The sequence below is a fragment of the Micromonospora sp. NPDC048871 genome, assembly GCF_043198155.1.
Classification (GTDB): domain Bacteria; phylum Actinomycetota; class Actinomycetes; order Mycobacteriales; family Micromonosporaceae; genus Micromonospora.
The window spans coordinates 295,226-322,074 of record NZ_JBICUM010000002.1 but is presented as its reverse complement, the minus strand read 5'-3'; the positions used below and the strand labels follow the sequence as shown (position 1 = coordinate 322,074).

Here is a 26,849-nt window from a genome sequence, read left to right as displayed (position 1 = left end):
GTTCGTCATGCCGCCGACGGTGTCGGTCGTCGTTCCGACCCACAACAGCTCGAAGACCCTGACTGCGTGCCTTGCCGCGATCCATCGGCAGCGACACCCGGTGACCGAGGTGATCGTCGTCGACGACGCCAGCACCGACGACACCCGGGAGATCGCGCGGCGGTTCCCCTGCCGACTGCTGGTCACCGACCGCAATGTGGGACCGGCTGCCGCCCGTAACCGTGGCATCCAGGCCAGCTCCGGCGACCTGATCTTCTTCCTGGACTCCGACTGCGCACCGGAACCGGACGCCCTCGGCAACGCCCTGGCCATCCTCCGCGATCAGCCCGACGTGGCCTGCGTACACGGCATCTACTCGCTCGAACCCTTGATCGACGACGGCCCGGTCGAGGCGTACCGGCTGCTGCACGGGCACTACTGGCGACTGCGCAATGTCGGTAGGGTCCGCACCACCCTCTTCGCCATCTGTCTCATCAGGCGGGAGGTTTTCACCTCGGTCGGTCTGTTCGACGAGAAGCTGCGCGCCTCCGAGGACGTGGAGATCGGCGACCGGATGGGGGACCGGTACGGCATCGTCCTGACCGACACGATGGTCTGCCGCCACGACGACGACGATCGGCTCGGGGCACTGCTGCACAAACAGTTCCGCCGTTCGCAGATGCTGATCCCGGTCGCCCGGGCCGAACGCGGACCGGCCGGCATCCGCGCCAACACCCGGGCCGGTCTGCTGACCGCGACCCTGGTACCGGCCACCCTGCCGACCGCGCTGCTGACCGGTGGCTGGCCGGTGCTGTCCCTGCTGTTCCTCGTATTGTTCACCGTCGCCGAGCCGGCTCTGCTGCGCTTCGTACTGCGCCAGCGTGGGCCCGCCTTCACGGCCTTCTTCTTCGGGGTGCACCTGCTGGTCCAACTGGCCGTCGTCAGTGGAGCACTGGTGGGCGGGGTACGCCACCTACTTGATCGCGACTTCGGACCGACCCGGGCCAGCCTCGCGGCGAAGACCTCCCGATGAGTACCGGTCGTGGGCCCCTCACCCGGTTCTGTGCCCACCTGCACGCCCAGACGTTGCACTATCTGCTCTTCGCCTACCGCGGGCAGCAGGCGTTGCGCCGTCGTCCCACCACCGGTGGCCGCCACTGGCCGGCCTTCGGGCTGGCCGGAGAGGAGATCGCCCTAACCATCGACGACGGTCCGCATCCGCAGTGGACCCCTGCGCTGCTGGACCTGCTGCACCAGCACGGGATACGGGCCACCTTCTTCCTGATCGGGGACCGGGTACGGGAACGACCGGACCTGGCCCGCCTGGTGCATGAGGCCGGTCATCTGATCGGCAACCACTCGATGTCCCACCCGCAGCCCTTCGCCGCCCTCACCCGGCAGGAGCTGCGGGCCCAGATCGTGCACACCCAACGCGAGATCGAGGACGCCGTCGGGGTCACCCCCGCGCTGTTTCGGGCACCGGGCGGTAACTGGTCGCCGAGGGTCCTGCGGACCACCGCGGCGCTCGGCCTCACCCCGGTCGACTGGACGGTGAACCCCAGTGACTGGCGTACTCCGGGGGTCGCCCGGATCGCCCGGTCGCTGTCGCGTACCAGACCGGGGCAGATCATGCTCTGCCACGACGGCGGTGGCGACCGGTCACAGACCGTCGCGGCCCTGGCCGAGGTGCTGCCGCGCCTGGCCGACCAGGGGCTCCGCTTCGTCACCGTCCCGGACCAGCGGTAGCTGCCGTGGACCTTGCCATGGCCTGCCCGTGCATGGGGCCGGATAGTCACACGTCAATCAGTCGGCTCACTGGTCAGACCGGGCCGCCCTCAGTGTCGTGGGCGTCCGCTGCCAGGACGGAGCCGCCGAAGATCGCCGATCCGGGTCATGACGCCCCGGTCCGGCGGGGTGGGGGAGACACTGATGTCGCAAGATGAACTGTCCATACAGCTCCTGGGGCCGGTGCGGGCCTGTCGGGGCGACACCCAGCTGTATCTGGGCACGCCCCGGCAACGGGAGGTCCTGGCGGTGTTGGCGATCCGCAGCGGCACGGTGATGTCGGTCGCTCAGATCGTCGAGGCGATCTGGGTGGGCCGGCGGCCCGACTCGGTCGAGAACATGGTGCACACCTACATCGGTCGGCTGCGCCGTGCCCTGGAACCCCCCGGCAACCGGCCCGCCCTGGCCCGGGTGCTGCGCTCCACCCGACCCGGCTACACCCTGGACATCCCGGCTGACGCGGTGGACATCGTCCGCTTCGAGCAGGATGTCCGCAGCGCCCGTGCCGCCCGCTCCCAGCAGGATCTGCCCCGGACCCTCTACCTGTTCCAGCGGGCCCTCGACCGATGGTCCGGGCGGGCCCTGCACGAGGCCACCGGCCCGCTGGCCGAGGCGGAACGGATCCGGCTGGCCGAGCTTCGCCAGGATGTGCTGGAGGAGATGACCGGGGTCCGGCTGCTGGTCGGCGACATCGAGAACGTCGTCGCCGAGCTGCGCTGGATGCTGGCCGAGCATCCGATGCGGGAACGGCTGTGGGAACTGCTGCTGGTCGCACTCGGGCAGACCTCCCGAAGGGCGGAGGCTCTCACCGCCTTCCAGGACGCCCGGACCACCCTCGCCGACCGGCTGGGGGTGGAACCCGGCCACCGGCTCCAGGACCTGCATCGCCGGCTGCTGCGCAGCGAGCCGGTCACGGTCTTCCCGTGGTGGGAGCGGCGAGTGCGGGTCTGACCGCCCGGGTGGCCCGGGGCGGACCACCCGGCAACTGGTTCAGGCTTCGACCCCGGCGGTCAGAATCCGATCCCGGGTCTGGATTCGATCCCGACGGGTCAGGATTCGACCGTGGCGGGGGTCAGCACGAAGAAGGCGTCCGGGCAGTCCTCGCCGGACCCCGGGGCCTGCCAGGTGGTCACGTCGAGCCCGCAGTCCTGGATCACCTGCACGAACTGCCGGGACCGCTGCACGTCGTAGATCTGCACGAGGATCCGGCCGCGTGGGGTGAGCAGCCCCGGCAACCGACCCAGCAGTTCGGCCGCCTCGTCCACGGACAGGTAGTAGATCACCTCGCGCAGCAGGATGGCGTCGTACCGGTCCGGTGGGAGGTACCCCCGGATGTCGGCCACCGCGTACGAGGCGTCCGCGCGATTCAGCGACCGGGCCGTCCGGATCGCTCGCCGACTGATGTCCACCCCGTGGTAGTGCCGGTAGCGGCCGGGGGAGAGGGTCAGGTTGGCGCTGGTGCCGCAGCCCAGGTCGAGAATCGTCGGGTGCGGTGCCCATTCCTCGATCAGGGACAGCGGCACACTGCCACCCCCGGCCTCGTCCAGGTAGCCCCAGAAACCCAGGGCGTACTGGGCGTCCCAGAGTGCCGCGTTCAACCGTGGGCTGCGTCGTACCAGCGCCCGGACCGGTGCACCCATCCGCCCCACGATCATCCTCAGCTTCGACACCGTCGTCACCGACCCCTCTCCGCCGGGCTCATGCCGGACAGTTGCGTGTGCACCGGGCCGCCGACCGGCCCCTCGACGGAACTCTGCTGCGGCCCGGCCTCGGTGGGCTGGCTGAGCCGCAGCCGCCGCCGATGCAGGTACTGCGCCAGCGCCAGTCCGCCCCCGCCGACGGCCACCTCACTGAGCGCGCAGACCAGTCGGCTGATCAGCACCACCGGAGTGGCCACGGTCACCGGCAGTACGGTGGCCAGCCCGAGCATCAGCACCGCCTCCCGTACCCCCAGCCCGTCCGGGGCCACGACCACCGCCAGACCGGCCACCGCGGCGGCGGCGAACCCCGCCACACAGATCAGGTACGACCGCACCGGTGGGGCACCGGCGGCCACCGCCAGCAGCCACAGGTGATGCCCGGAGATGAACCAGGACAGGGTCTGCGCGGCCACGGCGCGACGCAGGCCGGAGGCGGAGGCGGCGACCTGCGGAGGCGGCCGGCGCAGCAGCCGGGCGGCCAGCCCGATCCCCCGGTTGAGCAGATCCGGGCGGACCACGAGGGCGACCAGGGGGACCGTGGCGAGCACCAGCCACCAGGTGGCGCCGGAGAGCACCGCCGGCCCGGCCGCCAGGGCGACCGTCATCCCGGTCATCGCCACCACCGCCCAGCTGAGCAGGAACACCCCGGCCAGCCGGATCGGTCCCACCTCGATCTCCTTGCCCATCCGCAGCAGGACCGGCAGGGCGACGAAGCGGCCCGGTACGAACTTGGTCAGGAAACCCACGAAGAACAGCCGGTACGCCGTCCACTGGTCCACGGGGGCCCCCAGGTCGACGAAGATCGCCCGCCAGGAGACGATCCCCAGCAGCAGACCGGCGGCGTTGATCAGCAGGGCCCCGGTCACGGCCACCGCCACCCGCCACGGGTCCAGTTGACCGGCCAGGGCGGCCACCGGGGTCCAGTCCTGGGAGCGGACGAACAGCACCAGACCGACGCTCAGGGCCACCACGAAGGCGACCGTGAACGCCCGGTTGACCAACCGCCACCAGCGGCCCTTCATCGGCGCGACTCCACCGTGGCCGGTCGGGCCCCCAGCGCCCGGATCCGCCGCAGCAGGGCACCGGACACCCCGATCCCCATGCCGAAGAACTCCGTCAGGTGGGTCAGCCACCGCAGACCGGCGGCGTAGAGCAGGAACCGGGGGCCGCGGTGCCGCAGGGCGAAGGCCAGCAGGTGCCGGTCCGCCACCACGGCGGCGCCGATCAGGGCCACCGGCAGGGCGGCCCACCAGGGTGACAGCAGGATCAGCGGGACACTGGCCACCGTCAGGCCGCTGGAGACCATGCCGACCACCGAGCCGAGGTCGACCTGGTGTGGCGCCCGGTCGGCACGGTCGTCGCCCGCAGTGGCGGCCGGGCGCTCCCACCGGGTGGCGACGACCGCCCCGGCGTAGGTCACCGCGCGGCGGAACAGCTCCGACAGGTACGGCCGCAGCCGATCCACGTCGTCGTGCCGGCCGACGATCTCGTCGCTGACCCGGATGGTGTACCGCTGCGGCAGCCGGGTGCCGAACTCCACGTCCTCGGCGTCGCGCAGCCGCTCGTCGAAGCCCCCGACCAGGTCGAAGACCTCCTTGGGTACGGCGGTGAGGGCGAACATGGTGGTGCTGGTCAGCCCGGTGGCCCGGCGTCGCCAGAAGTGCTCGAACAGGGTCTTGTACGCCTCGACCGGCCCGTCGTCGTAGAGCGGACGCAGATCGTAGATGCCCTGCACGACACCGCAGTCCGGGTACGCCGTCAGGGTGCGTACGGCCGCGGCCAGGGCCCCGGGTGCCAGGGCGATGTCCGAGTCGACGAAGAACAGCACCTCACCGCCGGCCCGTACGGCACCGGCGTTACGGGCCGCCGAGACCCCCCGGTTGGCGTCGAAGGCCAGCAGGGTGCAGGGGAACTCGGCCGCGATCTGCCGGGACCGGTCGGTGCTCGCGTCGTCGACGACGATCACCTCTGCCGGCGGTGGGGTCTGGGCGTAGACCGCCGACAGACAGTCCCGCAGGGTCCGTTCCTTGTTGTAGTTGGGTACCACCACGGACACCCTCACCGGGCCCACCTCTCGAGGTCGTCATGGTCGGCCCGTCCGCCTCGGGGGCGCAGCGCCAGCCAGCCCAGCGCCAGCAGACCGACGAACACGTACAGGTTGGTGTGCAGCAACTCCAGGCCCCGGAAGTGCAGATCCGTGCCGCGTAACCCGATCAGGGTCCAGGCCGCGCTGGCCACGAGGGCGGCCCAGAGCAGCGCGCCGGCAGCCACCGCTACCCGGTCACCCGCGCGCCGGCCGCGCACCGCCAGCAGCACCAGGGCGGGTACGCACCACACCCAGTGGTGGTGCCAGGCGATCGGCGAGACGAGCAGACCGGTCGTCGCGCAGGCCAGCACGCCGATGAACTCATCGCCGGCGCGGACACACCGCACCGCGACCACCAGCCCGGCCGCCCCGGTGAGGATCGCCAGCGGCAGCCAGACGGCGGTGACCTCGGCGGTGTCACCGAGGCGGGCCAGCGCACCGTGCAGGGACTGGTTGAGCACCGTCCGGGGGTCGGCGGTGACCCGGGCGGTGTCGAAGAGACCGCCGCCCCAGAACCGGAGCGAGTCGGCCGGCCGCCAGGCGAAACCGAGCCCGAGGGTGGCACCGAAGGCCAGGGTCGCCACCCCGGCCGCCCGCCACCGGCGCAGGCAGAGCAGGTACGCCACGAAGATCAGCGGAGTCAGCTTGAGGCCGGCGGCGACACCCACCCCCCACCCCCGCCAGCGGCTGCCCGGGTCACCGGTCAGGTCCAGCAGGACGAGCAGCATCAGAAACAGGCCCACCTGACCGACCTGGAGGTGACCGGCCACCGGGAAGACCGGCAGCAGCGCTACCGTGCCCAGCAACACGGCACCGGGGTCGGCAGCCGTACCGGCGGCCCGCAGCGCGATGCGGACCACGGCGGCCAGGGCGAGCACGGTGACCGCCGACCAGATGCCGATCCCGGTCGCGGCGCCGAGGTAGGCCAGGGGTTGCAGGACCAGTGCGGCGAACGGGGGGTACGTGAAGCCCAGCACGATGCCGTCGGCGCCCGGGTGGGTGGCGTCGTAGAGCCTGCCGTCCCCACCGGCGGCGGCGATCGCGGCCGTCCGGTAGACGGCCAGGTCCCCCCAGAACCGGCCGGTGCTCCGATGCACCACCACTGCCGCGGCGGCCACCGCACCGGCCAGCAGCAGCAGCGCGGTGACCGACAGCGCCCTGCGAATCCGGTCAGCCCGAGGGGCCGCCGGCGGCGCGAGGATCGTCACGGCAGCCCCCCTTCGAAGGTCAGTTGGCAGACGGTAACAATCGACACGTCAACGCTTCCTGTAACTGATCTGGATTACTGACGGCAGGCGGGCTGGACAGCGGGCGGGCGCACGGCCTGGCGCCGGTCGTGGCGGGAACCGCCCTCCCCGCAAGGGGGTGATCCGGCGAATGGCGATCTCCTCAACTAGCCCGGGTCGCAATTATCGGCTGTGGATCACACCAATTGCGACAAAGTCGTGACAGCTTCACGCCACTGCGCTGGTACGTGGTCGATTTCGATTGCGAATGCTGTCGCTTTCTAGTCCGCTACACGTCACTTCCTGTTCATTGCGATCAATGTCTGTCAATCAATACGCTGTGCCTGCTCCCAATAGGGAGTACGAAGGACAAGGGAGGTCCTCTTTGAAATCGACCCTGCGCTGGACCGCGATCACCGGAATGTCGATCGCGTTGGTCCTGGGGGGCGCACCGGCCGTCAGTGCAAATCCCACCACCACCGAGAGCAACGGCAACACCAGCGCCGTGGCCCGCACCCTGGACGGTCGCGCGATCACCAACGACAAGATCGCCAAGGAGGTAGCGGAGTTCTGGACGCCGGAGCGGATGGCCTCGGCGGTCGACCTGACCTTCGCCCGGCCCGGCGGCGCCGTCGAGTCACCGGCCCGCGCACCCAAGCCCACCGGGCCGGCGGGCGCGGTGGCGCCCATGGCGCCGAGGATCGCCGGCACGGACGACGTCCGGACCATGGTCAACGAGTCGCTGGCCGTCGGGAAGGTCTACTTCACCGTCCCCGGCGGTGGCACCGCCTCCTGTTCGGCCAGCACGGTCGCCAGCGGCAAGCGGCGGCTGGTGGTGACCGCGGGCCACTGCGTGCACGGAGGCGCCGGCGGGCAGTGGTACAGCAACTGGCAGTTCGTCCCGCGATATCGCGACGGGGCCCGTCCGTTCGGCACCTTCGTGGCGTCCAGCCTCAACACCCGCACCGCGTGGATCAACAGCAGCAGCTACGCCGAGGACATGGGCATCGCCGTCATGAACAACGGCGGCTCCTACGGGCTCAAGGTCGTCGACACCGTCGGTGGTCACGGCCTGCGCTGGAACTACGGCTACAGCGTCTCGGTGACCGCCCTCGGTTACCCGTCCAACCTGGGCGGCGGCGAAAGCCAGTACTTCTGCCAAGGCACCACCTGGAACGCCGGCGGTCAGCAGATCCGGATGTGGTGCAACATGACCTACGGTTCCAGCGGCGGACCCTGGCTTCAGGAATACAACGACAGCACCGGGTACGGATTCATCAACAGTGTCGTGAGCCACGGTGACAATCCCGGCAACGGCCAATTCGACGGCCCCTACTTCGACGACGACATCAAGAGCCTCTACGACTTCGCCGAAGGAATTTCTCCGGCATAGGGGTCCGTGAAATCATCGGCCCCGGCCAGCTGGCCGGGGCCGATGCGGCGTCGAATGGCGTACGGATGCCGATGCCTGACGGACGGCGGTCAGAGCCCGGCCGCGGCGTCGTACCGGCGGCGCAGGTCGGCCATCTCCGCCGGGGCCAGGGCCTCCTTCTGCGCCGGCTCGGCGTACTTCGGCGGGAACATCTGCCGCAGCCGGTCGATGAACATGACGTCCTCGGTCGCCTCGACCACCTGGATGCCCGGCGGATCGGTCGACAAGTCCATGATCACCGGACCGGCCAGTTTGACCGCCCAGTCCCAGGTGCGCTTCTGCTCGGCGACCCCGCACAGGTGGAAGCCGTAGACCGTCTGCACGTCGGTGAGTCTGCTCGCCTCGGAGGGTTCGAAGCCGTAGACGTGGACCCCGCAGATCACGGCCGGCTTCGCCTGCTCACCATCGGCCGCCTGCTGGGGGTAGTGCCCCGCGTGGTTGTGCTGTTCCGGGTCTGCCTGTTCGAGGATGGTCCGCATCCGGGTCATGATCTGTGCACGCAGATCCGTCGGCCTCGCCTCCGAGCCGGCCGTCCTGACCAGAACGACCGCGCCGGTCGACACCGTCAGCAGGATCACCGCGACCAACACGTAACGGTTGCGGTACCACCCCGCGAAACTTGCTCGGGAAACCATGACTGCTTCTCACCTCGTCGCCGGTACTGCCGAGTCGGCAGGACGTGCCCAGGGATGGATGTGCCCGGTGTCGGGGAGCGGCCCGGCGCTGTGGCGCGCAGCGTCCGCCCACCGGCGCGCTGCCCCACGCGATGCTCCCGTGCTGGCCGTTCCCAGCGTGGTTGCCCCCACGCTGCGGCGATGTGAGCCATTCCAGCACGCTTTCACCTACTCCGGCAACTGTGTCAGCGCCGGCTGATGCCCACCCAGCATTGACACACGCCCTCGTGCATCTCATGGTCAATAGATCTAGCTCTCCGTCGAAAGGGCCATACGATGGTCGGGAACGAGCACAGGTACGTCATCGTCGGGGCGGGTCCCGCCGGTGTTCAGCTGAGCTACTACCTCCAGCAGCACGGCGCCGATTACCTGACGCTCGAAAGTGAAGACTCACCGGGCGGGTTCTTCCGCCGGTTCCCCCGCCACCGCCGGCTGATCTCCCTGAACAAGGTGCACACCGACAGCACCGATCCCGAGATCCGGCTGCGCTGGGACTGGAACTCGCTGCTCAACGACTCCCCGGACCTGCTGTTCCCGAACTTCAGCAAGGAGTACCTGCCGGCCGCCGACGACCTGGTGCGCTACCTGGCCGAGTTCCAGCGGCACTACCAGCTCAACATCCGCTTCGGCACCCGGGTCGAAGGGATCACCCGGACCGAAAACGGGTTCACCCTGGACACCGACCAGGGTCAGGTGCGGGCGCGCTGCCTGATCGTGGCCACCGGCTGGGGCAGGCCGTTCGTGCCGGCCATCCCCGGCATCGAGCACGCGACCGGGTACGAGGACATGGTCATCGACCCCGAGGAGTACGAGGGCCAGCGGGTCCTGATCATCGGCAAGGGCAACTCCGCCTTCGAGACCGCCTCGGCCATCCTCGGCCGGGCCTCGATGGTGCACCTGGCCAGCCGGCACCCCCTGAAGTTGGCCTGGAACACCAAACACCCCGGCGACGTACGCGGCCAGTACGGCGCGATCCTGGACAGCTACCAGTTCAAGACCCTGCACTCCGTGCTGGACTGCACCATCGACGAGATCCGGCCGGTCGACGGCCGCTTCCAGGTGTCGATCACCTACACCCACGCCGACGGCGAGACCGCGGTGCTCGACTACCACAAGGTGCTGCGGTGCACCGGCTTCCAGATGGACACCGCCCTGTTCGACGAGACCTGCCGCCCGGACATGGTGCGCGAGGGCCGGATGCCCGACCTGCGTCCGGACTGGCAGTCCACGAACGTCGACGACCTGTACTTCGCCGGCACCATCGCCCAGGCCCGCGACGTCAAGCACGCCTCCTCACCCTTCATCGACGGATTCCGGTACAACCTGCGTACCTTCACCCGACTGCTGCGGGAGCGCTACGAGCAGGTGCCGTTGTCGTACGCGACCACCCCGGCCGACCCGGCCTCCCTGACCAAGCTGATGCTGGACCGGGTCAACTGGAGTTCGGCACTGTGGACCCAGTTCGAGTACCTGTGCGACGTGTTCGTCCGCGACGAGGCCACCGGCGACTTCCGGCACTACGAGGACCTGCCGGAGGACTACGCCGTGGAACGCTTCGCCGAGGCCACCCACTGGTACACCCTGGCGCTGCGGTGGGGTCGTGACGAGTACGGCGACGTCTTCGCCATCGAGCGTCATCCGACTCCCGACCGGGCCCGGGAGAGCGCCTTCATCCACCCGGTGATCCGGCGCTACCGGGGCGGGGAACTGATCGCCGAGCAGCATCTGCTGGAGGACCTGCTGGCCGAGTGGCGCCGACCGGACCGGCATGTCGAGCCGTTGACCGAGTTCCTCACCGGGCACCTCAACGGCGGATCATGACCTCGTCCAGCGGTTTACGGGCCAACTCCGGGACCAGGGCGTCCGGCGCGGGATAGCCGACCGGCATCACCACGTACGGGCGCTCCTCCCGGGGTCGCTCGCACACCTCGTTGAGGAACCGCATCGGGTTGGGGGTGTGGGTCAGGGTGACCAGACCGGCGTGATGCAGGGCGGTGATCAGCACCCCGACCGCGATGCCGACGGACTCCTTGACGTAGTACGGCTTGGGGCTGTGCGGCCCCTGGTGCACCTCGAACACGACGATGACGGCCGGGGCGGTCTCCAGGAAGGGTTTGCGCCAGTCCGTGCCGAGCCCGGAGATCGCATCCAGCCACTGGTCTGAGGCCCGGTGGTCGTAGAAGGCGCGTTCCTCGGCCTCGGCGGCCTCGCGCAGCCGACGCTTGCGGGTCGGGTCGGTCAACACCACGAACCGCCACGGCTGCACGTTGGCACCGCTGGGCGCGGTCGAGGCCGCCCGGATCGCGGCCTCGATCACTCCCTCGGGCACCGGATCGGCAGCGAAGTCACGCACGGATCGGCGCTGCGCCATCCGGTCCGCGAAGGCCTCCGCCTCGCGGACCATGTCCGCCGGTCGGCGACGGCTGTGCTGGATCGGAACCCTCGGTAACAGCTTCGTGTGGGTCACCTGTGGCCTCCCTGAACCAGGTGGACCGGCGTCACCGACAGGCCGGGCCGGCCGTGCGACGTTCGGTTCATCCAGCATTGCCCAGGGGGGTGCGTGTCGTCGTTACGTAAGTGTGCCCTGTTGCTCCGCCAGTACCCCGGGGGCGGTGTGAGCAGCCATCTCGTCGACCACATCGGAAAGTCGTCCGTGTCGCGCCGCGACGGCCCGCTGCCGGGTCGCCCCGTCGCCCTCCGTGCCGAGCCAGGCCAGCCACTGCTGTACCCGCTGCCGGTCGCCGGCCTCCTCCAGGGCCGGTCCGGCCAGCTCTACCAGCCGCTGCGCCAGGGTGGCCGCGGGCAGCAGCCGCCCGGTCGCCACCTCGACCCCCTGGCCGCCCATCCCGTCGCGGGCCGCCCGCCAGTAGGCCAGCCGCAACAGCTCAGCTGCCGGCTGCGGCCCCTCGTCGCCGGTGTCGACCGCCTGCCCGGCGACGACCACCAGCGCCCGCACCAGAGCGGCCAGGGCCTCGGATTCGCCGGCGGTGACCGGCATGTCGGCCACCCGCACCTCCAGGGTGGGCTGGTTCACCGACAGGCGCAGGTCCCAGAAGATCGTGCCGTGGTCGACCAGGGCGCCCGCCTCCAGCAGCATGTCGATGTGGCGGTCGTACTGCTGGGCGGAGGTCAGGTACGGCGGGGGCCCGGCCACCGGCCACCGGCCCCAGGTCAGGCTGCGCCAGCTCGCGTACCCGGTGTCCCGCTCGCACCAGTACGGCGAGTTGGCCGTCAGGGCCAGCAGCACCGGCAGGTGGGGGCGCAGGTGGTTGCCGATCAGCACGGCCCGGTCCCGGTCGGGCTCCTCCACGTGCACATGCACCGCGCAGATCGCCAGGTCGTCGTGCAGGCCCCGGAAGGTGGCGTTGCCCCGGTCCTGGCGGGGTCCCTCGGTGATCGGCGGTGGTACGACATCACCGAGCACCGGGGAACCGCTGGCGATCACCCGCAGCCCCGCCGACCGGGCGGCGCTCTGCACGGCCCACCGCCCCTCGGCAAGCTGGGCTCCCAGGTCCGCCAGGCGCAGACAGGGGTCGGTGCGGGTCTCGACGTGCAGTTTGGTGATCTCGCCGCCCACCCGGGTGCCCAGCACCGGCCGGGCGCGATCGATGACGGTGGCCGCCTCCGGGACGACCGCACCCCGGTCGGCGTCCACGACGAAGAACTCCTCTTCGACCCCGAACCGGGGAATGGCCGATCCTGGACCCTGTCCCGTAGTCATGCCACCGCCGACCTCTCACTGTCGGCCGTGCGCCGACGCTGAGCAGGTTACGGGATTCCGCCGACCAGTTGTGGGTTCGCAACCTCCATTGAGGACACTTCTTGCACCAGCCCGGCCAGCAGCGCCGTCCGCTCCGGCATCCGGTCCAGATACACGTACTCCTCGGCGGAGTGTGCCCCACCCCCGACCGCACCCAGACCGTCCAGGGTGGGTACGCCGAGCGCGGCGGTGAAGTTGCCGTCGGAGGCCCCCGCGGCGTACGCCCCGACGACCTTCGGCAGTTCCAGTGCCTCAGCGGTCGACTGGGCCAGCTCCAGCAGGGGCTGGGCGAGTTCGGCCGGCATGGGGTAGCGGTTGATGCCCCCGCGTACGACCAGGGCCGCCTCGGGCAGGTGCGGCTCCAGCTTGCGGATGGCCTGGTCGACGCGCTCCAGCTCGGCCCTGGTCCAGGCCCGCACGTCCACGGCCAGGCTGGCGATCTCCGGCACGGTGTTCGTCGTCGTTCCGGCGGAGAGCAGGGTGGGGGTGACGGAGGTGCCCGCGCTGTCCGCCGTTCCCAGGGCACCCAGGGCGAGCACCTGGTGGGCCACCTCGACGGTGGCGTTGACGCCACGCTGCGGCTCCACCCCGGCATGGGCGGCACGGCCCTGGACGGTCAGGCGGTACACCGACCCGCCCTTGCGGGCCACCTTCACCTGGCCCTCCGGGGTGGCCGCCTCGCAGACCAGCACCGCGCCGGAACGCCGGGCCTCCCGTTCGATCAACGGTCGGGAGGTTACCGATCCGCTCTCCTCGTCGCACGTGAGCAGCACCCCCACCGTGGAGGTGTCCTCGACCAGGCGCAGGGCGGTGAACATCTGCACGATGCCGGCCTTCATGTCGCACACCCCGGGGCCGGTGGCCACGTTCCCCCGTACGGTGAAGGGTCTGATCCGGGTCGTGCCGACCGGGAAGACGGTGTCGAAGTGGCCGAGGAGCAGCACCCGCTGGTCCACCGCCGGCCACAGCAGGTGCGGCAGACCATCGAGCACGACCCGCTCGGCCGGGCGGCCGAGCACCTGCTCGCCCCATTCGGCGAGCAGGTCGGCACAGGACTCCAGGTGGGGCAGCGAGCCCGGTGCCGACTCGTGCCCGACCAGGGTGGCCAACTGGTCGACCATGTCTGCCTGGAGCTTGTCAGCGGCATCGCGCAGACGACGTGCGTGGTCCATCGATCCCTCCGAACTCGGGTGAGGGGCCTGGCCAGGCGTGTTCCTCGACCCTCGCAGAGGGAACCGGGTGGGGTCACCCTTGTCCGTGCTGCATGCTCATTCAGCCGGAATCGCGGCGCCGTACCCGTGCTCGACGATCCGGCGCGCCGACTCGGCGTAGGCCTCCCGACCAGGGGGAGCGAAGGTGCCCAGCCCGTCGACGTACCGGTTGAACATGCAGAAGGCGGCGGCGATCAGCACGGTGTCGTGGATCTCCATGTCGGTGGCGCCCTGGGCGCGCGCGGCGTCCACCAGCTCACTGGTGACCTCACGGCCGCTGATCTGCACCGCACCGGCGATGCGCAGCAGGGCCCGCAGCTTGGCCGAGATCGGGGCGCTGTCCAGGTCCGCGCGCACCTGGTCCACCAGGTCGTACCCCTCGTCGAGCTGCGCGGCCGCGAACGCCGAGTGCGAGGCGCAGCAGAAGTCGCAGTCGTTGCGCCCGGACACGTACGCCGCGATCAGCTCCCGCTCACCGGCCGGGAGGGTGTTGGGGGCCCGCAGCAGCACCTCGGCCAACTCGCTGAGCGGCTTGGCCGTCTCCCGGCGGTAACGCATCAGGCCGCTGATGCCGGGGAAATTCTTCTCATCGGCTCCGAGATCGATGTGCGCCATGCTCGTCCTGCCCTTCACCACTGTGGCCCGGACGGGGTGACGCTCACCTGAGGGGCGCGGGCCCCTGTCGAGGATGGCTGCCCGTGCGGGACGGCGTGAGCGACGCCGCGCAGCCACGATCACATCCGATCTCCGGCCGCGCTTCTTCATACGTGCGCTGTCCGGGCCGGCACGGCCCGGCCACCGGAGCGGCGGTACCGGCCGGGAGCGACGGCGTGATGGCGCTTGACGGCGTTGGCGGAGGCGAACCCGACTGGATGACCGGCGCGGACGCGGCCAGCGCCTGTTCGTCCTGCCCGAGTCGGCGTTCACTGTGGCCGTAGCCGCCGGCAACTACGACGACCCGGAGCACTGGCGTACCCCGGCGATGCTGCTGGAACAGGTGATCCTTCCCGCATTGGCGTGACGGGCCGCCGGCCAGTCAGGTCAGCGCTGGACCCGGGCTCCCGCGCCGCGCATCAGCGCCTCGACCTCCTTGCGGTTGGCCATCGAGGTGTCGCCCGGGGTGGTCATGGCCAGGGCGCCGTGCGCCGCGCCGTACTCCACCGCGGTGGCCAGGTCGTGCTGCTCCAGCAGGCCGTAGATCAGCCCGGAGGCGAAGCTGTCCCCGCCGCCCACCCGGTCCATGATCTCCAGGCCAGGGCGGTGGGTGGCCTCGACGAACCGGCCGCCGGCCCAGGCGATCGCCCCCCAGTCGTTGACGGTGGCGCTGCGTACGGTGCGCAGGGTGGTGGCCACCACCCGGAAGTTGTCGAACTCCTTGGTGACCTCCTCGATCATCCGCTGGAAGTTGGTCACCTCCAGTTCGGACAGGCTGGCGTCGGTGTCGGGCACCTCGAAGCCGAGGGAGGCGGTGAAGTCCTCCTCGTTGCCGATCATGACGTCGACGTACCGGGCCAGTCGCCGGTTGACCTCCTGTGCGCGGGCCTGCCCGCCGACCGCCTTCCAGAGGCTGGGCCGGTAGTTCAGGTCGTACGAGATGATCGTGCCGTGGCGGCGGGCGGCGGCCATGGCCGCCTCGATGGTCTCCGGGGTGGTCTCCGACAGGGCGGCGTAGATGCCGCCGGTGTGCAGCCAGCGCACCCCCAGGTCGCCGAAGAGGTGGTCCCAGTCGACGTCCTCGGCGCGTAGTTGACTGGCGGCGGTGTGGCCCCGGTCCGAGGTGCCGACCGCCCCGCGTACCCCGAAGCCCCGCTCGGTGAAGTTCAGGCCGTTGCGCACGCTGCGACCGATGCCGTCGTACGGCATCCAGCGGATGAAGGAGGGGTCCACTCCGCCCTGGAGGATCAGGTCCTCCAGCAGCCGCCCCACCTCGTTGTCGGCGAAGGCGGTGACGATCGCGGTGCGCAGCCCGAAGCAGCGGCGCAGCCCTCGGGCGACGTTGTACTCACCGCCCCCCTCCCAGGCCCGGAAGGCGCGGGCGGTGCGCACCCGTCCCTCACCGGGGTCCAGGCGCAGCATCACCTCGCCGAGGGAGACCAGGTCGTAGCGGCAGTCCTCGGCGGGACGCAGGTCGAGAAGGGACATGGCGGATCAGGCCTCCCGGGCGGCGGTCACGGCGGCGGCGGTCAGGGCGGTCACGTCGTCCCACCGGCCCTCGGCGAGCAGGCTGGGGGCGACCATCCAGGTCCCGCCCACGGCGAGGACCGGGGGCAGGCTCAGGTAGTCGCGCAGGTTGGCGGTGTTCACCCCGCCGGTCGGGATGAAGCGTACGGACCGGAAGGGCGCGGCCAGCGCCTTGATCATCGTGGTGCCGCCGAGTTGCTCGGCGGGGAAGAACTTGACCGTGTCCAGCCCGGCGTCGAGGGCCATCTGGATCTCGGTCGGGGTGGCCGCGCCCGGGAAGACCGGCACGCCCACCTGCTGGCAGTGGGCCACCACCCGGGCACTGAAGCCGGGGCAGACGATGAACCGGGCGCCGGCCGCGACGGCCTCGTCCACCTGGCCGGGGGTGAGCACGGTGCCGGCGCCGACCAGCAGCTGCGGGTCCTCGGACATGGTCCGGATGGACTCGGCGGCGGCGTCGGTGCGGAAGGTCACCTCCACGCTGCGCAGGCCCCCGGCGGCCAGGGCGGCACCGAGGGGGGCGGCGGCACGGGCGTCGTCGAGCACGACGACCGGCAGGATCCGGCCCGCGGCGATGGTCTGCGAGACGTCGGCGGGCTGTTCAGAAGGATGAACGGCAGTCACATATGTGACCCTACTGCTGATCCCGGGGATGTCAATCCCGCTACAGTGAGCGCCATGACATCCGCCGAGGGCTTCTCACCGGTCAAGTCGGCCGGGCGCACGCTGGAGGTGCTGGAGACCCTGGCGGCCTCCGGCGGGCGACGCTCCCTCGGCGACCTGGCCCGGGACCTGGGCATCCCGAAGAGCAGCCTGCACGGCATCCTGCGCACGATGGTGCAGCGCGGCTGGGTGGAGACCGACGACACCGGTACCCGCTTCGGGCTGGGGGTACGCGCCCTCCAGGTAGGGGCGGCGTACCTGGACACGGACGACGCGGTCGGGCTGCTCGCCGGGGTGCTCGACGAGTTGTCCCGGCAGTTCGGTGAGACCGTGCACCTGGGCCGACTCGACGGGGCCCACGTGGTCTACACCGCCAAGCGGGAGTCCTCGCATCCGCTGCGGCTCTACAGCGCCATCGGGCGACGCCTGCCGGCGCACGCCACCGCCCTCGGCAAGGTGCTGCTCGCCGAACGCACCCCCGAGGCGGTCGAGGCGATCATCGGGTCCGCCCCGGCGGCGTTGACCCGACACACCATCACCGACCTGGCCGCCCTGCACGCCGACCTGGCGGCCAGCCGGGAACGCGGGTACGCCGTCGACCACGAGGAGAACACCGAGGGCATCGTCTGCTTCGCGGTGGCGGTGCCCCTGCACACCCCCGCGGTGGACGCGATCAGCCTCTCCATCCCGGCGGCCCGCTTGGACGAGCAGGTGCAGCAGCGGGTGGTGGCGGCGCTGGGCCACGCGGTCGACCAGGTCCGGGCCGCCCGCGGCCTGCTCACCGCCAGCTGAGCCGGGAGCGGAGGGCCGACCACCGACCGCCGGCACCGAACAGGAGGTAGGCGGCCGTCCCGGCGAGAAACAGCACCCCGACCACCAGCCAGGAGGGCGTGGCCGACGAGGGCTGTACCGGCCAGGCCCAGATCGCGGTGACCCGGTCGGTGCCCCGGGGTGCGGCGGCATAGACCGCGCAGCCGTAGCAGAAGGCCGGTAGCCAGGCCAGGCGGGCACCGAGCAGCACCGCCGCCCCTGCGACCAGACCGGTGTGCCCGAGAGTGTTGCGCACCAGGGCGTACGCGCCGAAGGTGTGCGGGTCGACCAGCCCGGCCAGGCTGAGCACGGCCGCGCTGACGATCGCGGCGAGCAGCACATGACCCGCCCGCCAGGTCCGCCAGGGCAGCGGGGTGCCGCGTTCCAACTCCTCGTCGGCACCAGCCAGGCTGGGACCGAGCAGCATGGCGGCCAGCAGGGGAGCCAGGGCGACCACCGGGATGCGGGCGACCGGTCCGCCGAAGTAGGGGCGGGAGGCCAACCAACTCCCCGCTACCCAGGCCAGCACCGCGAGCACCACCAGGCCGACCAGGAAGGCATGCCCGCCCCGTGCGGTCAGATGCAACGCGAACCGACGGCCGGCCCACGCGCCCCGAGGCCGGTCCATCTCGTTGCGGCCCGACCGAGGCCGGTCGGCGGTGCTGCCCTTCACCGAGGCTGCCCGAGCCGGATCAGCGTGGGCAGGTCACAGTCGGCCGCCGCACGCAGGTAGTCGGCGAACCAGGCCCGCTGCGCCGGCATCGGCAGCGCGTAGAGCCAGTCGATCGGGACGTCGGGACTCGCTGGCACCTCGAACAGCCAGGCGTGGGCCAGCTCGCCGGCGAGGTGCGCCCGTTCGGCCTCGCGGTCGTCATCATCGTGTGGGCAGTTCGACCCCGTCACCGCCCACAGGTCGTACTCCAGCCAGTCCTGGTTGGCCAGGCCACCCCGGACGGTGGCCTGCTGGTCCAGGTGCAGCCAGATCGTCCCGTCGCCGGGCACCTGCGGCTGGTCGACCGGTCGGGCGGCATCGTCGACCGCCCGGTCGGGGGCACCAGGAATACCGTCGAGCCGGGTCAGGACCGGCTGCACGAGTGGCGTCACGTCGTCGAGCAGGAAGGCATGGATCCGGGCCACGCACACCTGCGGTCCGGTGTCCGTGCAGACCAGGGCGACCGCCTCCGGGTCGACGGGCAGCCGGTACGGGTTGGGGCCGGTGGCGGTCGGCACCGCTACCCCCATCGCGAGCACACCGGCCAGGGCTGCGGCCATCCAGCGCCGGGCGGCGAGCGCGAGCAGGGTGACCGTCAACGCCAGCAGCCACCCCGCCTGCCCGGCCACCACCGGACCCGGCGCCACCTGGTAGGCGGACCGACCGTCCTGCACCGGGATCAGCCACGCTGCGCCCTCGGTGTCCCAGTAGGTCAGGATCCCCAGAAACAGGTACGCGGCCAACCCGGCGACCGGTGCGGCCAGGCGCCACCGCACCAGCCGCCCGACACACATGCCACCGGCGGTAGCCACGCCCAACGCCAGCACCCCGCCGAGCAGGGTCCACCACCAGCCACCCCCGGAGTACGTCGCCACCGGGGCGACCAGCGCCGCCGCCCCGGCGAAGGCCAGCAGCACCCCGAGGGTGCCGGCCAGGGTCACCGCCAGCCAGGCCACCAGGACGGGTTGCCAACCGGGACGGGAGGTGGAACCCACCATCTCGTCGATGCCGCGCCGCCGCTCCCGGCCGGCCTGCCAGGCCCCCGCCGCGATCATCAGCGCGCACAGGATCAACAGCGAGGTACGCAGGTAGTTGGCCAGCCCGGCCCACCGACCACCCCAGTCCTCCGGATGCACGACCAGCATCCACACCCCGGCACCGCACATCGCCGCCGCAGCCCACGGCGCCGTGCCCCGACGCAGCTCGGTACGCAGGATCCGCCTCACCGGGCCGCCGCCCGGGCGTCGCGCAGCACGGCGGCGTAGCCGCGTTCGATCGGGGAGTCACCACTGTCACCGGCACCCCCGGCCGCGATGAGTTCCGTGGACAGCCCGTCGAACACCAGCCGACCCGCGTCCATCAGGCTGACCCGGGCGCAGGCCGCCACCACGTCCTCGACCAGGTGGGTGCTGACCAGCACGATCGCATCCAGCCCCAACTCCCGCAGCAGGGCCCGGAACTCCACCCGCTGCTCCGGATCCAGCCCGGCGGTCGGCTCGTCCAACAGCAGCAGCCGAGGATCGTTGACGATGGCCTGGGCGATGCCGGCCCGGCGGAGCATCCCACCGGAGAGGTGCTTCATCCGGTCGTCGGCCCGGTCCAGCAGCCCGACCCGCTCGATCGCCCGGTCCACCGCCAACGGGATCTGCTCCGACGGCATCTCCTTCAGCCAGGCGAAGTACTCCACGAACTCCCGAACGGTGAACCGTGGATAGAACCCGAAGGACTGCGGCAGGTAACCCAGTTGGCGACGGGCCGACCGCAGCCCCGCCGCGTCGGACAGCGGCTGCCCGAGCAGCCGTACCTGCCCCCGGTCGGGTCGCCGCACGGTGGCCAGTACCCGCATCAGTGTCGTCTTGCCGGCCCCGTTGGGGCCGAGCAGGCCGTGCACCCCCGGACCCAGGTCGAGATCCAACTCGTCCAGGGCGGTCCGTCGGCCGTAGCTGACCCGCAACCCCCGTACGCTCACGGTCACGCTCACGCGGTTCGTCTCCCTACTCGATCCCGCCGGGTCCACACCACGAGCACGGCCGCTGCCGTGACTCCCAGCCACACCGGCCCGGCCTGCACCAGCACCGCCCACTCGCCGATCGGGGCCAGCACGATCACCGCCCACGCGCCGGCCACCACCGCCGCCGCCTGGCCGGGCTCGATCAGCGAGCCGAGCGCCAACGTCAGGGCGGCGAGCGCGAGGCCGACCAGGGGCCACAGCATCGGCGTACCGACGCCGGTCACCGCGCCGGCGAGGAGCGTGACCGGCGCGGTGACCGCGAGCACCGCGAGGGTGCGCCACAGGATGATCTCCAGTCCGCCCAGCGGGGTGGCCGCCACCATCTCGTGCAACGGATCGGACCACGACCCGTACGACAGGGCCGTACCGACCGCCGGCAGCATCGGCGCGGCCAACAACAGCAGCCACGGTGGCAGCAGCTCCGGAGTGACCGCCAACCCCAGCGTGGCCAGCCCGGTCAGGGCCACCGCCACCAGCCACGCGGCACGGGCGGCCGGGCCGGCACCCACCAGGACCCGGATCTGACGCCACCGGGTCGCCCGGCGTACCCGGCCCGGTGGTGGCAGCGGGGCGGCCAACGTCGCCGCCGCCGCCTCGACCAGCCGCCGGGTCGGATCATCCAGGGCCAGCCGGGCCCGGCAGTCGGCGCACCGGTCTAGATGGGCCTCCACCGACCAGGCGTCGATGTCGTCCAGACCACCATCGGCGTACGCCGCCAGGGTCCGGGGGTCCAGGTGAAAATCGGTCACGACAGCGCCTCCCGCAATTCCCGGCGGGCCCGCATCGCCCGGGTCTTGACCGTTCCCTCCGGTACGCCGAGCAGGGTCGCCGTCTCCCGTACGGTCAACCCGTCGAGGACGGTGGCCTGCAACACCGCCCGCAGCTCCGGCGACAGCCGGTGCAGCGCCCGTTCCAGAGCCGCGTCGTAGGACCCGGCCAACGCCTCGTCCTCGGCCGAGGGCGACCAGGTCGACACCGCCTCCGGCGACACCGACCCGACCGTGGCCGGACGGGCCGCGAGACGCCGGTGGGCGTCGATCAGCCGGCGTAACGCGACCGTCCAGAGCCAGCCGGTCACCTCGCCGTCCTCCCGATAGCCGGCCGCCGCCCGCCACACGGTCAGGAAGGTCTCCTGGAGCAACTCCTGGGCCAACTCCGGGTCGCGGCACCGGCGACGCAGCCGCAGCGCCAACCAGGGTGCGTGCCGCGCGTAGAGCACGTCGAAGGCGCCCCGGTCGCCCGCACCGACGCGGCGCAGCAACGCCGCGTCGTCTGAATCCATCACGCAAGGTTAGGACGCAGCCGCGGCCGAAACGGTTCTCTCCCGTCGCGACCCGTCGGCCGATCCAAGGTCTCTGACCTGGTGATTGTCCTCACGATCAGCACTGGTCGGGGGAGGGAAACCCGCGCTGACCTCCCTATGCTTGGCGCCGATGATCGTCCGGCCGTCCGGTGCCGGCCGCTGGGCCTGGAACAAGGCGGGGTAGGAAGGGGCGAGCGATGACCGGCGCCACGCGCATCTGGAACGGCATGTCCATCCCCGCACCCGGCAGGTACGACCTGGACGCCGGGCACAAGCGGATCGGGTTCGTCGCCAAGCACATGATGGTCAGCCCGGTGCGCGGCGAGTTCCGCGAGGCCAGCGCCCGCATCACGGTCGCCGAGGATCCCCTGGAGTCCACGATCGTGGCGAGCATCCAGGCCGCCAGCATCGACACCGCCAACGTCGACCGGGACACCCACCTGCGCAGCGCCGACTTCCTGGACGTGGAGCAGTTCCCGACCCTGGAGTACCGCAGCACCGGCATCACCGCCCTGGACAAGACCGACCCGATCTTCTTCTGGGCCAAGCTGAGGAACCACCGGCTGGGTCGCCGGGCGGTGGAGGAGGAGCCCGCCCTGCCCACCCGGCCGGTGACCGCCCGGTTCGTGCTCTCCGGTGAGTTGACCGTCAAGGGCATCACCCGCCCGGTGGACTGCCAGGTCGAGTTCGGGGGTGCCCGCCGTGACCCGTACGGGCAGGACATCTTCGGGTTCAGCGCCACGGCTGAGCTCAACCGGGAGGACTACGGCCTGGTCTGGAATGTGGCCCTGGACAGCGGCGGGGTGCTGGTCGGCCGTACCGTCCGCATCGAGATCGCCGGCGAGGCCATCCGGCAGCCATAGGCCGGTCTTCATCCGGATTTAACGGCAGGTCCAGCACTTCTGCGTATTCATAGATCACGATGTCTGCGAGAATCCCACTGTCGCCGGTCACGCCCCTCAGCGGGCCACCCTCACCCGCCGTGGCAGGCGACAGTCAGGAGTCGCCGCGTGGCTCGCGTACCCAAGGCCGCCCTCGCCATGGTGGTCGCCGTCGCCCTGTCCCTGGTGGTGGTCCCGCAGCCGGCCCACGCCACCCCGCCCAACATCCCCTCGTACGCCACGGCGTTGAGTCGCCTCAACTCGCTCACCGTGGCCGCCGAATCCCGCCAGTCCAGCTACAACCGGGACCTGTTCCCGCACTGGAGCACGGTCACCGGCACCTGCAACACCCGGGAGCAGGTGCTCAAGCGGGACGGCACCAACGTCACCGTCGACGCCAACTGCTACCCGACCTCCGGTTCCTGGTACAGCCCGTACGACGGCCTGACCCGGACCAGCCCCACCCAGATCGACATCGACCATGTGGTTCCGCTGGCCGAGGCCTGGCGCTCCGGGGCCTGGGCCTGGACCACCTCGCGGCGACAGACCTACGCCAACGACCTCGGCGGCCCCGAGCTGTGGGCGGTCACCAGCACGGTGAACCAGGCCAAGGGCGACAAGGACCCGGCTGCCTGGAAGCCGCCGCGGGCCGCCTTCCACTGCACCTACGCCCGGGCCTGGATCCAGGTGAAGTGGTACTACTCGCTCTCCGTGAACAGCGCGGAGAAATCCGCCCTGGCCTCCATGCTCAACACCTGCTGACCCGCTGATCCGGGCGGCGCCGGTCTCGGTGCCGCCCGGCCCGGCTCCAGCGCCGCCCAGCGATGGGTCAGGGCCGCCCGGCGACGGGTCAGCGCCGCCAGGCCGCCCAGAGTTCGGCGTACCGGCCACCGGCGGCTACCAGGTCCTCCGGGCGGCCGAGTTCGACGATTCGACCACCGGACATCACCGCCACCCGGTCGCAGGCGTGCGCCTGGGTGAGCCGGTGGGCCACCACGATGGCGGTACGACCCCGGACCACCGCCTGACTGGCCAGCTCCAGTTGATGGGCCCCCGCGCTGCCGGCCTCCGCGCTCGCCTCGTCCAACACGACGATCGGCGGGTCCAGCAGGGCGATCCGGGCCAGCGCCAACTGCTGGGCCTGGCCGGGGGTGAGGGGATGCTCGCCGTCGCCGACCCGGGTTTCCAACCCCTCCGGCAACGCCGTCACCCAGCCCTCGGCGCCGACCAGGTGCAGCGCGGCGTGCAACTGTTCCTCGGTGGCGTGCGGGGCGGCCAGCCGCAGATCCTCGGCCAGGGTGCCGGCGAAGACATGCACCTCCTGGGTCACCACCCCGACGGTGCGGCGCAGCTCCTCGGGGCCCAGGTCCTCGATCGGCCGGCCCCCCAGCCACACCGCCCCCTCGGTGGCCGGGAACACCCCGCCGAGGATGGCCGCCAGGGTGGTCTTGCCGGCGCCGCTGGCCCCCACCACCGCCAACGACTCACCCTCGGCGATCTCGATCGACACCTCGTGTACGACCGTGGGGCCCCCGGCGTACCGGTGGGACACCGACTTGGCGATGATCCCGGCGGGACCCCGGCCGGGGGTCTCGGCGGTCCGCTGCGTCGGCAGGTCGACCTCGGTGACCCCGACCAGCCGGGCCAGGGCCGCCCCGGCCGACTGGATGTCGTTGAACGACAGCAGCAGCAGCCCCAGCGGGCCGAAGAGACGGTGGAACAGCAGGGCGGCGGCGGTCACCTCACCGACACTGCTGTCCCCGCCGCGCACCAGCAGGAAACCGGCCACCAGGACGGCGGTCAGCCCGATCGCCTCGGCCAGGTTCATCATGTTCGCGAACCACAGGAACCCGCGTACGGCCCGCAGTCGGGCGTCGGCCGCCTCGCGGGAGGCCCGGTCGACCCGCTGGCTCTGCCGCTGCTCCATGCCGTACGCGTGCACCGTCCGGACCCCGCCGAAGGTGGTCAGCAGGCGTTGGGTGCGTACCGCGGCGGCCTGCCGTTCGGCGGCGTAGAGCCGCCGGGCCTGCGGGATGAACCGGCGCAGGCTCAGCGCGTACACCGGGAAGACGACCAGGAAGGCCGCGGCGATCCGCCAGTCCAGGGCCGCGAACCCGGCGAAGGTGACCACGAGGGTGACCAGTGCGGTGAAGACCCCGGCGGCCAACTGGATCGAGTCGGTGACCTGCTCCACGTCGTCGGTGACCCGGGAGGCGACATCCCCGGAGCCCGCGCTCTCCAGCCGGGCCGAGTCCATCCGCAGGGCGTGGTCCAGGACCTCCTCCCGCAGATCGGCGCAGGCCCGCATGCCCCATTCGGTGACCAGCCAGCGGGAGGCGCCGGTCAGCACCGCGGCGGCGAACCCGGCAGCCAGGATCCAGGCCGAGGTCAGCAGCAGCGACCGGGTGGTGCCGCCGGCCACCACCAGGTCGACCAGCCGACCCAGCAGCAGGGGTACGACGACCGCGGCGGCACTGGCCGCCAGGGCTGCCGCGATCGAGGACCAGCCGAGCAGCGGATGGCGGCGCAGCGCCCGCCAGAAGGCCGCCAGGGCGGCCCGGCCGGTGGCGACCGGCAAAATGGTCGAGGTCGGGTCGCTCATCGCAGCACCACCTCGGCGTACGCGGAGCGGGCCAGCAGCTCGCGGTGCCGTCCGACGGCCGCGACCTGGCCGCCGTGCACGAAGACGACCCGGTCGCAGCGGTCCAGCAGGGGAGCGCTCGTGGTGACCAGCACGGTGGCCCGGTCACCCTCGGCGCGGTAGGCGCGTACCCCCTCGGCGATGGCGTGCTCGGTGACCGCGTCGACCGCGGTGGTCGGATCGCGTAGCACGGTGACCGGCCGGTCGGCCAGCAGGGCCCGGGCCAGGGCGATGCGTTGTCGCTGGCCACCGGAGAGGTCCAGGCCACGGTCCAGCAGTTTCCGGTCCAGCCCGGCGTCACCCTCGGTGAGCACGTCCACACTGGCGGCGGACATGCTCTGGCGCAGCGCCAGGTCGTCGTGCTCCTGGTCGGTGTGCAGCACCTCCCGCAGGGTGGCGCCGAACAGGTCCACCGCGTGCGGCTCGACCAGCACGACCCGGCGCAGTGTGGCCACATCCAGGTCGCCCATCGGGGTACCGGCCAACCGCACCTCGCCCTGCTCGGGGGAGCGTGCCCCGGCCAGCAGGTCGGTGATGGCGTCGGCCGTGCGGGTCTGTTCGGTGACCACGCCGAGCAGCTCCCCGGGCCGTACGGTGAGGCTGACCCCCTCCAGGCCGGGGGCGTGCACCTCGTCGAGGACCAGGGGGCCGGGCCGCGCCGCGGTGTCGCCCGAGCCGGCCTGCTCGGGTGCGGCCAGCACCTCGGCCACCCGGGCCGCGCTGGCCCGGGCGGTCGCCAGCCGGAAGACACAGTCGGCCAGGTTGAGCACCGGGTCGCTGATGAAGGTCGCCAGCCCGACGATGGTGATGAGTTCACCGACGGTGATCCGCCCCTGGAGGGCGAACCAGCCGGCCAACGCGGCTACCACGGTGATCAGCAGGCCGGTGGTGAAGGTCGACACCCCGACGAAGGTGGCGCCGGCGCGCACCGCGCCGATGTTGGCCCGCAGGGAGGTACGGCTGGCCGCCCGGTAGCGGCGGGCGGCCTCGTCGACCCCGCCGAACCCGCGCAACGGCCGAAGTCCGCGCAGCAGATCCGAGGCGGTCGCGGCGGCCCGACCGATGGCCTGCTGCTGGGCCGAGGTGTGCCGCTCCACGATCGGCCCCAGGGCGTTGAGCCCGAGCACCAGCAGGGGTACCCCCACCACCAGCCCCAACCCCAGGGACCAGTCGATGCGCAGCAGCACCACGGTCGCCACCGTCAGGCCGAGGAAGGCGGAGATCATCCGACTGCCCAGCTCCAGCAGGTCGGCGGCGGCCTGGGTGTCCGAGGTGGCGATCGACAGCAGCTCACCGTTCTGCCGGTTGGTCCGGATGCCCCGCCCGGTGAGCACCCGCCGCACCACCTGCATCCGCAGGTCGTGGGACTCCTGCACCACCGCCCGGGACAGGAACCAGAACCCGAATCGCCAGCCCATGGTCAGCGCCAGGAACAGCGCGAAGATGCCCAGCACCGACCAGAGCATCGCCGAGGTCGAGCCGGTCCCCACCGCCTGGTCGATGACCAGGCCGATGGCCACCGGTACGAGCGCCTCACAGACCTGGTGCAGGGACCAGAAACCGGCACACAGGGCGGTGTCGCGGCGTTGCCGTCGGAACATCCCGCCGATCAACCGGCCGGTCGGCGGCGCCGCCGCAGGGGTCTTCGTCATCCAGCCCTCACTCTTCAAGTTAGGCCAGGCTAACCTGCCACCAGAAACCCCGATCGACCGGCTCGAACCCCGCCATCGGCGGATCCAGCCGGCCCGGAGAGATCTTGGACAGTTGCCGTCATGTGCTGACGACAACTGTCCA

At 71.5% G+C, this 26,849-nt stretch carries 26 protein-coding genes; 8 read left to right on the top strand and 18 right to left on the bottom strand.

The features are described 5' to 3' along the window. Window positions 1-7: 7 nt before the first annotated feature. The 3 genes from ACGFIK_RS06080 (at window position 8) to ACGFIK_RS06070 (ending at window position 2,715) form a co-directional block, all read left to right on the top strand. Window positions 8-1,012, top strand: a complete 1,005-nt coding sequence (locus ACGFIK_RS06080) for a glycosyltransferase family 2 protein (protein ID WP_327025252.1) — start codon at window positions 8-10, stop codon at window positions 1,010-1,012. Then, the gene (locus ACGFIK_RS06075) at window positions 1,009-1,725 is read left to right on the top strand and encodes a polysaccharide deacetylase family protein (RefSeq protein ID WP_327025253.1); all 717 of its coding nucleotides are present in this window, start codon (window positions 1,009-1,011) and stop codon (window positions 1,723-1,725) included. Before ACGFIK_RS06080 ends, ACGFIK_RS06075 begins: the two co-directional genes overlap by 4 nt. Window positions 1,726-1,908: 183 nt before the next feature. Continuing rightward, a complete protein-coding gene (locus tag ACGFIK_RS06070; RefSeq protein ID WP_327025254.1) occupies window positions 1,909-2,715 on the top strand; it encodes an AfsR/SARP family transcriptional regulator in 807 nt (268 codons plus the stop codon). Window positions 2,716-2,813: 98 nt separating this feature from the next. Here ACGFIK_RS06070 and ACGFIK_RS06065 read toward each other — a convergent pair whose 3' ends face one another. From ACGFIK_RS06065 to ACGFIK_RS06050, 4 genes are read right to left on the bottom strand one after another with little or no spacing between them, the layout of a single operon-like run. Then, the gene (locus tag ACGFIK_RS06065) at window positions 2,814-3,443 is read right to left on the bottom strand and encodes a class I SAM-dependent methyltransferase (protein WP_393337974.1); all 630 of its coding nucleotides are present in this window, start codon (window positions 3,441-3,443) and stop codon (window positions 2,814-2,816) included. Beyond that, on the bottom strand, window positions 3,440-4,486 hold the full coding sequence (locus ACGFIK_RS06060) for a lysylphosphatidylglycerol synthase domain-containing protein (protein ID WP_327025256.1): 1,047 nt from the start codon (window positions 4,484-4,486) through the stop codon (window positions 3,440-3,442). Before ACGFIK_RS06060 ends, ACGFIK_RS06065 begins: the two co-directional genes overlap by 4 nt. Further along, window positions 4,483-5,526: a glycosyltransferase gene (locus ACGFIK_RS06055; RefSeq protein ID WP_327025257.1), complete on the bottom strand. Its 1,044-nt coding sequence runs from the start codon at window positions 5,524-5,526 to the stop codon at window positions 4,483-4,485. The genes ACGFIK_RS06060 and ACGFIK_RS06055 overlap by 4 nt, the downstream gene beginning before the upstream one ends. Then, on the bottom strand, window positions 5,523-6,758 hold the full coding sequence (locus ACGFIK_RS06050; RefSeq protein ID WP_393337970.1) for a glycosyltransferase 87 family protein: 1,236 nt from the start codon (window positions 6,756-6,758) through the stop codon (window positions 5,523-5,525). The genes ACGFIK_RS06055 and ACGFIK_RS06050 overlap by 4 nt, the downstream gene beginning before the upstream one ends. 439 nt (window positions 6,759-7,197) lie before the next feature. Here ACGFIK_RS06050 and ACGFIK_RS06045 point away from each other — a divergent pair, with 439 nt between their 5' ends. Then, window positions 7,198-8,169 carry a trypsin-like serine peptidase gene (locus tag ACGFIK_RS06045; RefSeq protein ID WP_393338521.1) on the top strand — a complete coding sequence of 324 codons (972 nt, stop codon included), beginning with the start codon at window positions 7,198-7,200 and terminating at the stop codon, window positions 8,167-8,169. Window positions 8,170-8,258: 89 nt separating this feature from the next. On the opposite strand, the gene ACGFIK_RS06040 is transcribed toward ACGFIK_RS06045, so the two are convergent. Then, complete coding sequence (locus ACGFIK_RS06040; protein ID WP_327025259.1) at window positions 8,259-8,843, bottom strand: hypothetical protein; 585 nt, start codon at window positions 8,841-8,843, stop codon at window positions 8,259-8,261. A 315-nt stretch (window positions 8,844-9,158) separates the two neighbouring features. Between ACGFIK_RS06040 and ACGFIK_RS06035 the strand changes: the two genes are divergently transcribed. Next, window positions 9,159-10,703, top strand: coding sequence for an NAD(P)-binding domain-containing protein (locus ACGFIK_RS06035; RefSeq protein ID WP_393337967.1), 1,545 nt, complete (start codon window positions 9,159-9,161; stop codon window positions 10,701-10,703). On the opposite strand, the gene ACGFIK_RS06030 is transcribed toward ACGFIK_RS06035, so the two are convergent. The 6 genes from ACGFIK_RS06030 to eda all read right to left on the bottom strand — a co-directional run bounded on the left by ACGFIK_RS06030 (window position 10,687) and on the right by eda (window position 16,658). Then, window positions 10,687-11,286, bottom strand: a complete 600-nt coding sequence (locus ACGFIK_RS06030; RefSeq protein WP_393338518.1) for a nitroreductase family protein — start codon at window positions 11,284-11,286, stop codon at window positions 10,687-10,689. The genes ACGFIK_RS06035 and ACGFIK_RS06030 overlap by 17 nt on opposite strands. Window positions 11,287-11,451: 165 nt before the next feature. Beyond that, window positions 11,452-12,603, bottom strand: coding sequence for a glutamate--cysteine ligase (locus ACGFIK_RS06025; protein WP_327025261.1), 1,152 nt, complete (start codon window positions 12,601-12,603; stop codon window positions 11,452-11,454). Window positions 12,604-12,650: 47 nt separating this feature from the next. After that, a complete protein-coding gene (locus tag ACGFIK_RS06020) occupies window positions 12,651-13,814 on the bottom strand; it encodes a M20 family metallopeptidase (RefSeq protein WP_327025262.1) in 1,164 nt (387 codons plus the stop codon). A 96-nt stretch (window positions 13,815-13,910) separates the two neighbouring features. Further along, window positions 13,911-14,468: a carboxymuconolactone decarboxylase family protein gene (locus tag ACGFIK_RS06015; protein WP_327025263.1), complete on the bottom strand. Its 558-nt coding sequence runs from the start codon at window positions 14,466-14,468 to the stop codon at window positions 13,911-13,913. A 426-nt stretch (window positions 14,469-14,894) separates the two neighbouring features. Beyond that, window positions 14,895-15,995, bottom strand: coding sequence for a sugar kinase (locus tag ACGFIK_RS06010; protein ID WP_393337962.1), 1,101 nt, complete (start codon window positions 15,993-15,995; stop codon window positions 14,895-14,897). 6 nt (window positions 15,996-16,001) lie between these two features. Continuing rightward, window positions 16,002-16,658: a bifunctional 4-hydroxy-2-oxoglutarate aldolase/2-dehydro-3-deoxy-phosphogluconate aldolase gene (gene eda, locus ACGFIK_RS06005; protein WP_327025265.1), complete on the bottom strand. Its 657-nt coding sequence runs from the start codon at window positions 16,656-16,658 to the stop codon at window positions 16,002-16,004. 54 nt (window positions 16,659-16,712) lie between these two features. Here eda and ACGFIK_RS06000 point away from each other — a divergent pair, with 54 nt between their 5' ends. Further along, a complete protein-coding gene (locus tag ACGFIK_RS06000; protein ID WP_327025266.1) occupies window positions 16,713-17,489 on the top strand; it encodes an IclR family transcriptional regulator in 777 nt (258 codons plus the stop codon). Here ACGFIK_RS06000 and ACGFIK_RS05995 read toward each other — a convergent pair. From ACGFIK_RS05995 to ACGFIK_RS05975, 5 genes are read right to left on the bottom strand one after another with little or no spacing between them, the layout of a single operon-like run. After that, a complete protein-coding gene (locus ACGFIK_RS05995; protein WP_327027081.1) occupies window positions 17,476-18,135 on the bottom strand; it encodes a hypothetical protein in 660 nt (219 codons plus the stop codon). The genes ACGFIK_RS06000 and ACGFIK_RS05995 overlap by 14 nt on opposite strands. 41 nt (window positions 18,136-18,176) lie before the next feature. Next, on the bottom strand, window positions 18,177-19,445 hold the full coding sequence (locus tag ACGFIK_RS05990) for a hypothetical protein (protein ID WP_327025267.1): 1,269 nt from the start codon (window positions 19,443-19,445) through the stop codon (window positions 18,177-18,179). Further along, window positions 19,442-20,200: an ABC transporter ATP-binding protein gene (locus ACGFIK_RS05985; protein WP_327025268.1), complete on the bottom strand. Its 759-nt coding sequence runs from the start codon at window positions 20,198-20,200 to the stop codon at window positions 19,442-19,444. The genes ACGFIK_RS05990 and ACGFIK_RS05985 overlap by 4 nt, the downstream gene beginning before the upstream one ends. Continuing rightward, the gene (locus ACGFIK_RS05980) at window positions 20,197-20,979 is read right to left on the bottom strand and encodes a zf-HC2 domain-containing protein (protein WP_393337958.1); all 783 of its coding nucleotides are present in this window, start codon (window positions 20,977-20,979) and stop codon (window positions 20,197-20,199) included. Before ACGFIK_RS05980 ends, ACGFIK_RS05985 begins: the two co-directional genes overlap by 4 nt. Then, a complete protein-coding gene (locus ACGFIK_RS05975; protein WP_393337956.1) occupies window positions 20,976-21,515 on the bottom strand; it encodes an RNA polymerase sigma factor in 540 nt (179 codons plus the stop codon). The genes ACGFIK_RS05980 and ACGFIK_RS05975 overlap by 4 nt, the downstream gene beginning before the upstream one ends. 215 nt (window positions 21,516-21,730) lie before the next feature. Here ACGFIK_RS05975 and ACGFIK_RS05970 point away from each other — a divergent pair, with 215 nt between their 5' ends. Beyond that, window positions 21,731-22,396 carry a YceI family protein gene (locus ACGFIK_RS05970; RefSeq protein ID WP_393337954.1) on the top strand — a complete coding sequence of 222 codons (666 nt, stop codon included), beginning with the start codon at window positions 21,731-21,733 and terminating at the stop codon, window positions 22,394-22,396. A 147-nt stretch (window positions 22,397-22,543) separates the two neighbouring features. Then, a complete protein-coding gene (locus ACGFIK_RS05965; protein ID WP_393337951.1) occupies window positions 22,544-23,176 on the top strand; it encodes an HNH endonuclease family protein in 633 nt (210 codons plus the stop codon). 88 nt (window positions 23,177-23,264) lie between these two features. Here the strand turns inward: ACGFIK_RS05965 and ACGFIK_RS05960 are convergent, their stop codons facing one another. Both ACGFIK_RS05960 and ACGFIK_RS05955 read right to left on the bottom strand, forming a co-directional pair. Continuing rightward, window positions 23,265-25,016, bottom strand: a complete 1,752-nt coding sequence (locus ACGFIK_RS05960) for an ABC transporter ATP-binding protein (RefSeq protein ID WP_393337949.1) — start codon at window positions 25,014-25,016, stop codon at window positions 23,265-23,267. Beyond that, window positions 25,013-26,707: an ABC transporter ATP-binding protein gene (locus ACGFIK_RS05955; RefSeq protein ID WP_393337947.1), complete on the bottom strand. Its 1,695-nt coding sequence runs from the start codon at window positions 26,705-26,707 to the stop codon at window positions 25,013-25,015. Before ACGFIK_RS05955 ends, ACGFIK_RS05960 begins: the two co-directional genes overlap by 4 nt. Window positions 26,708-26,849 lie beyond the last annotated feature (142 nt).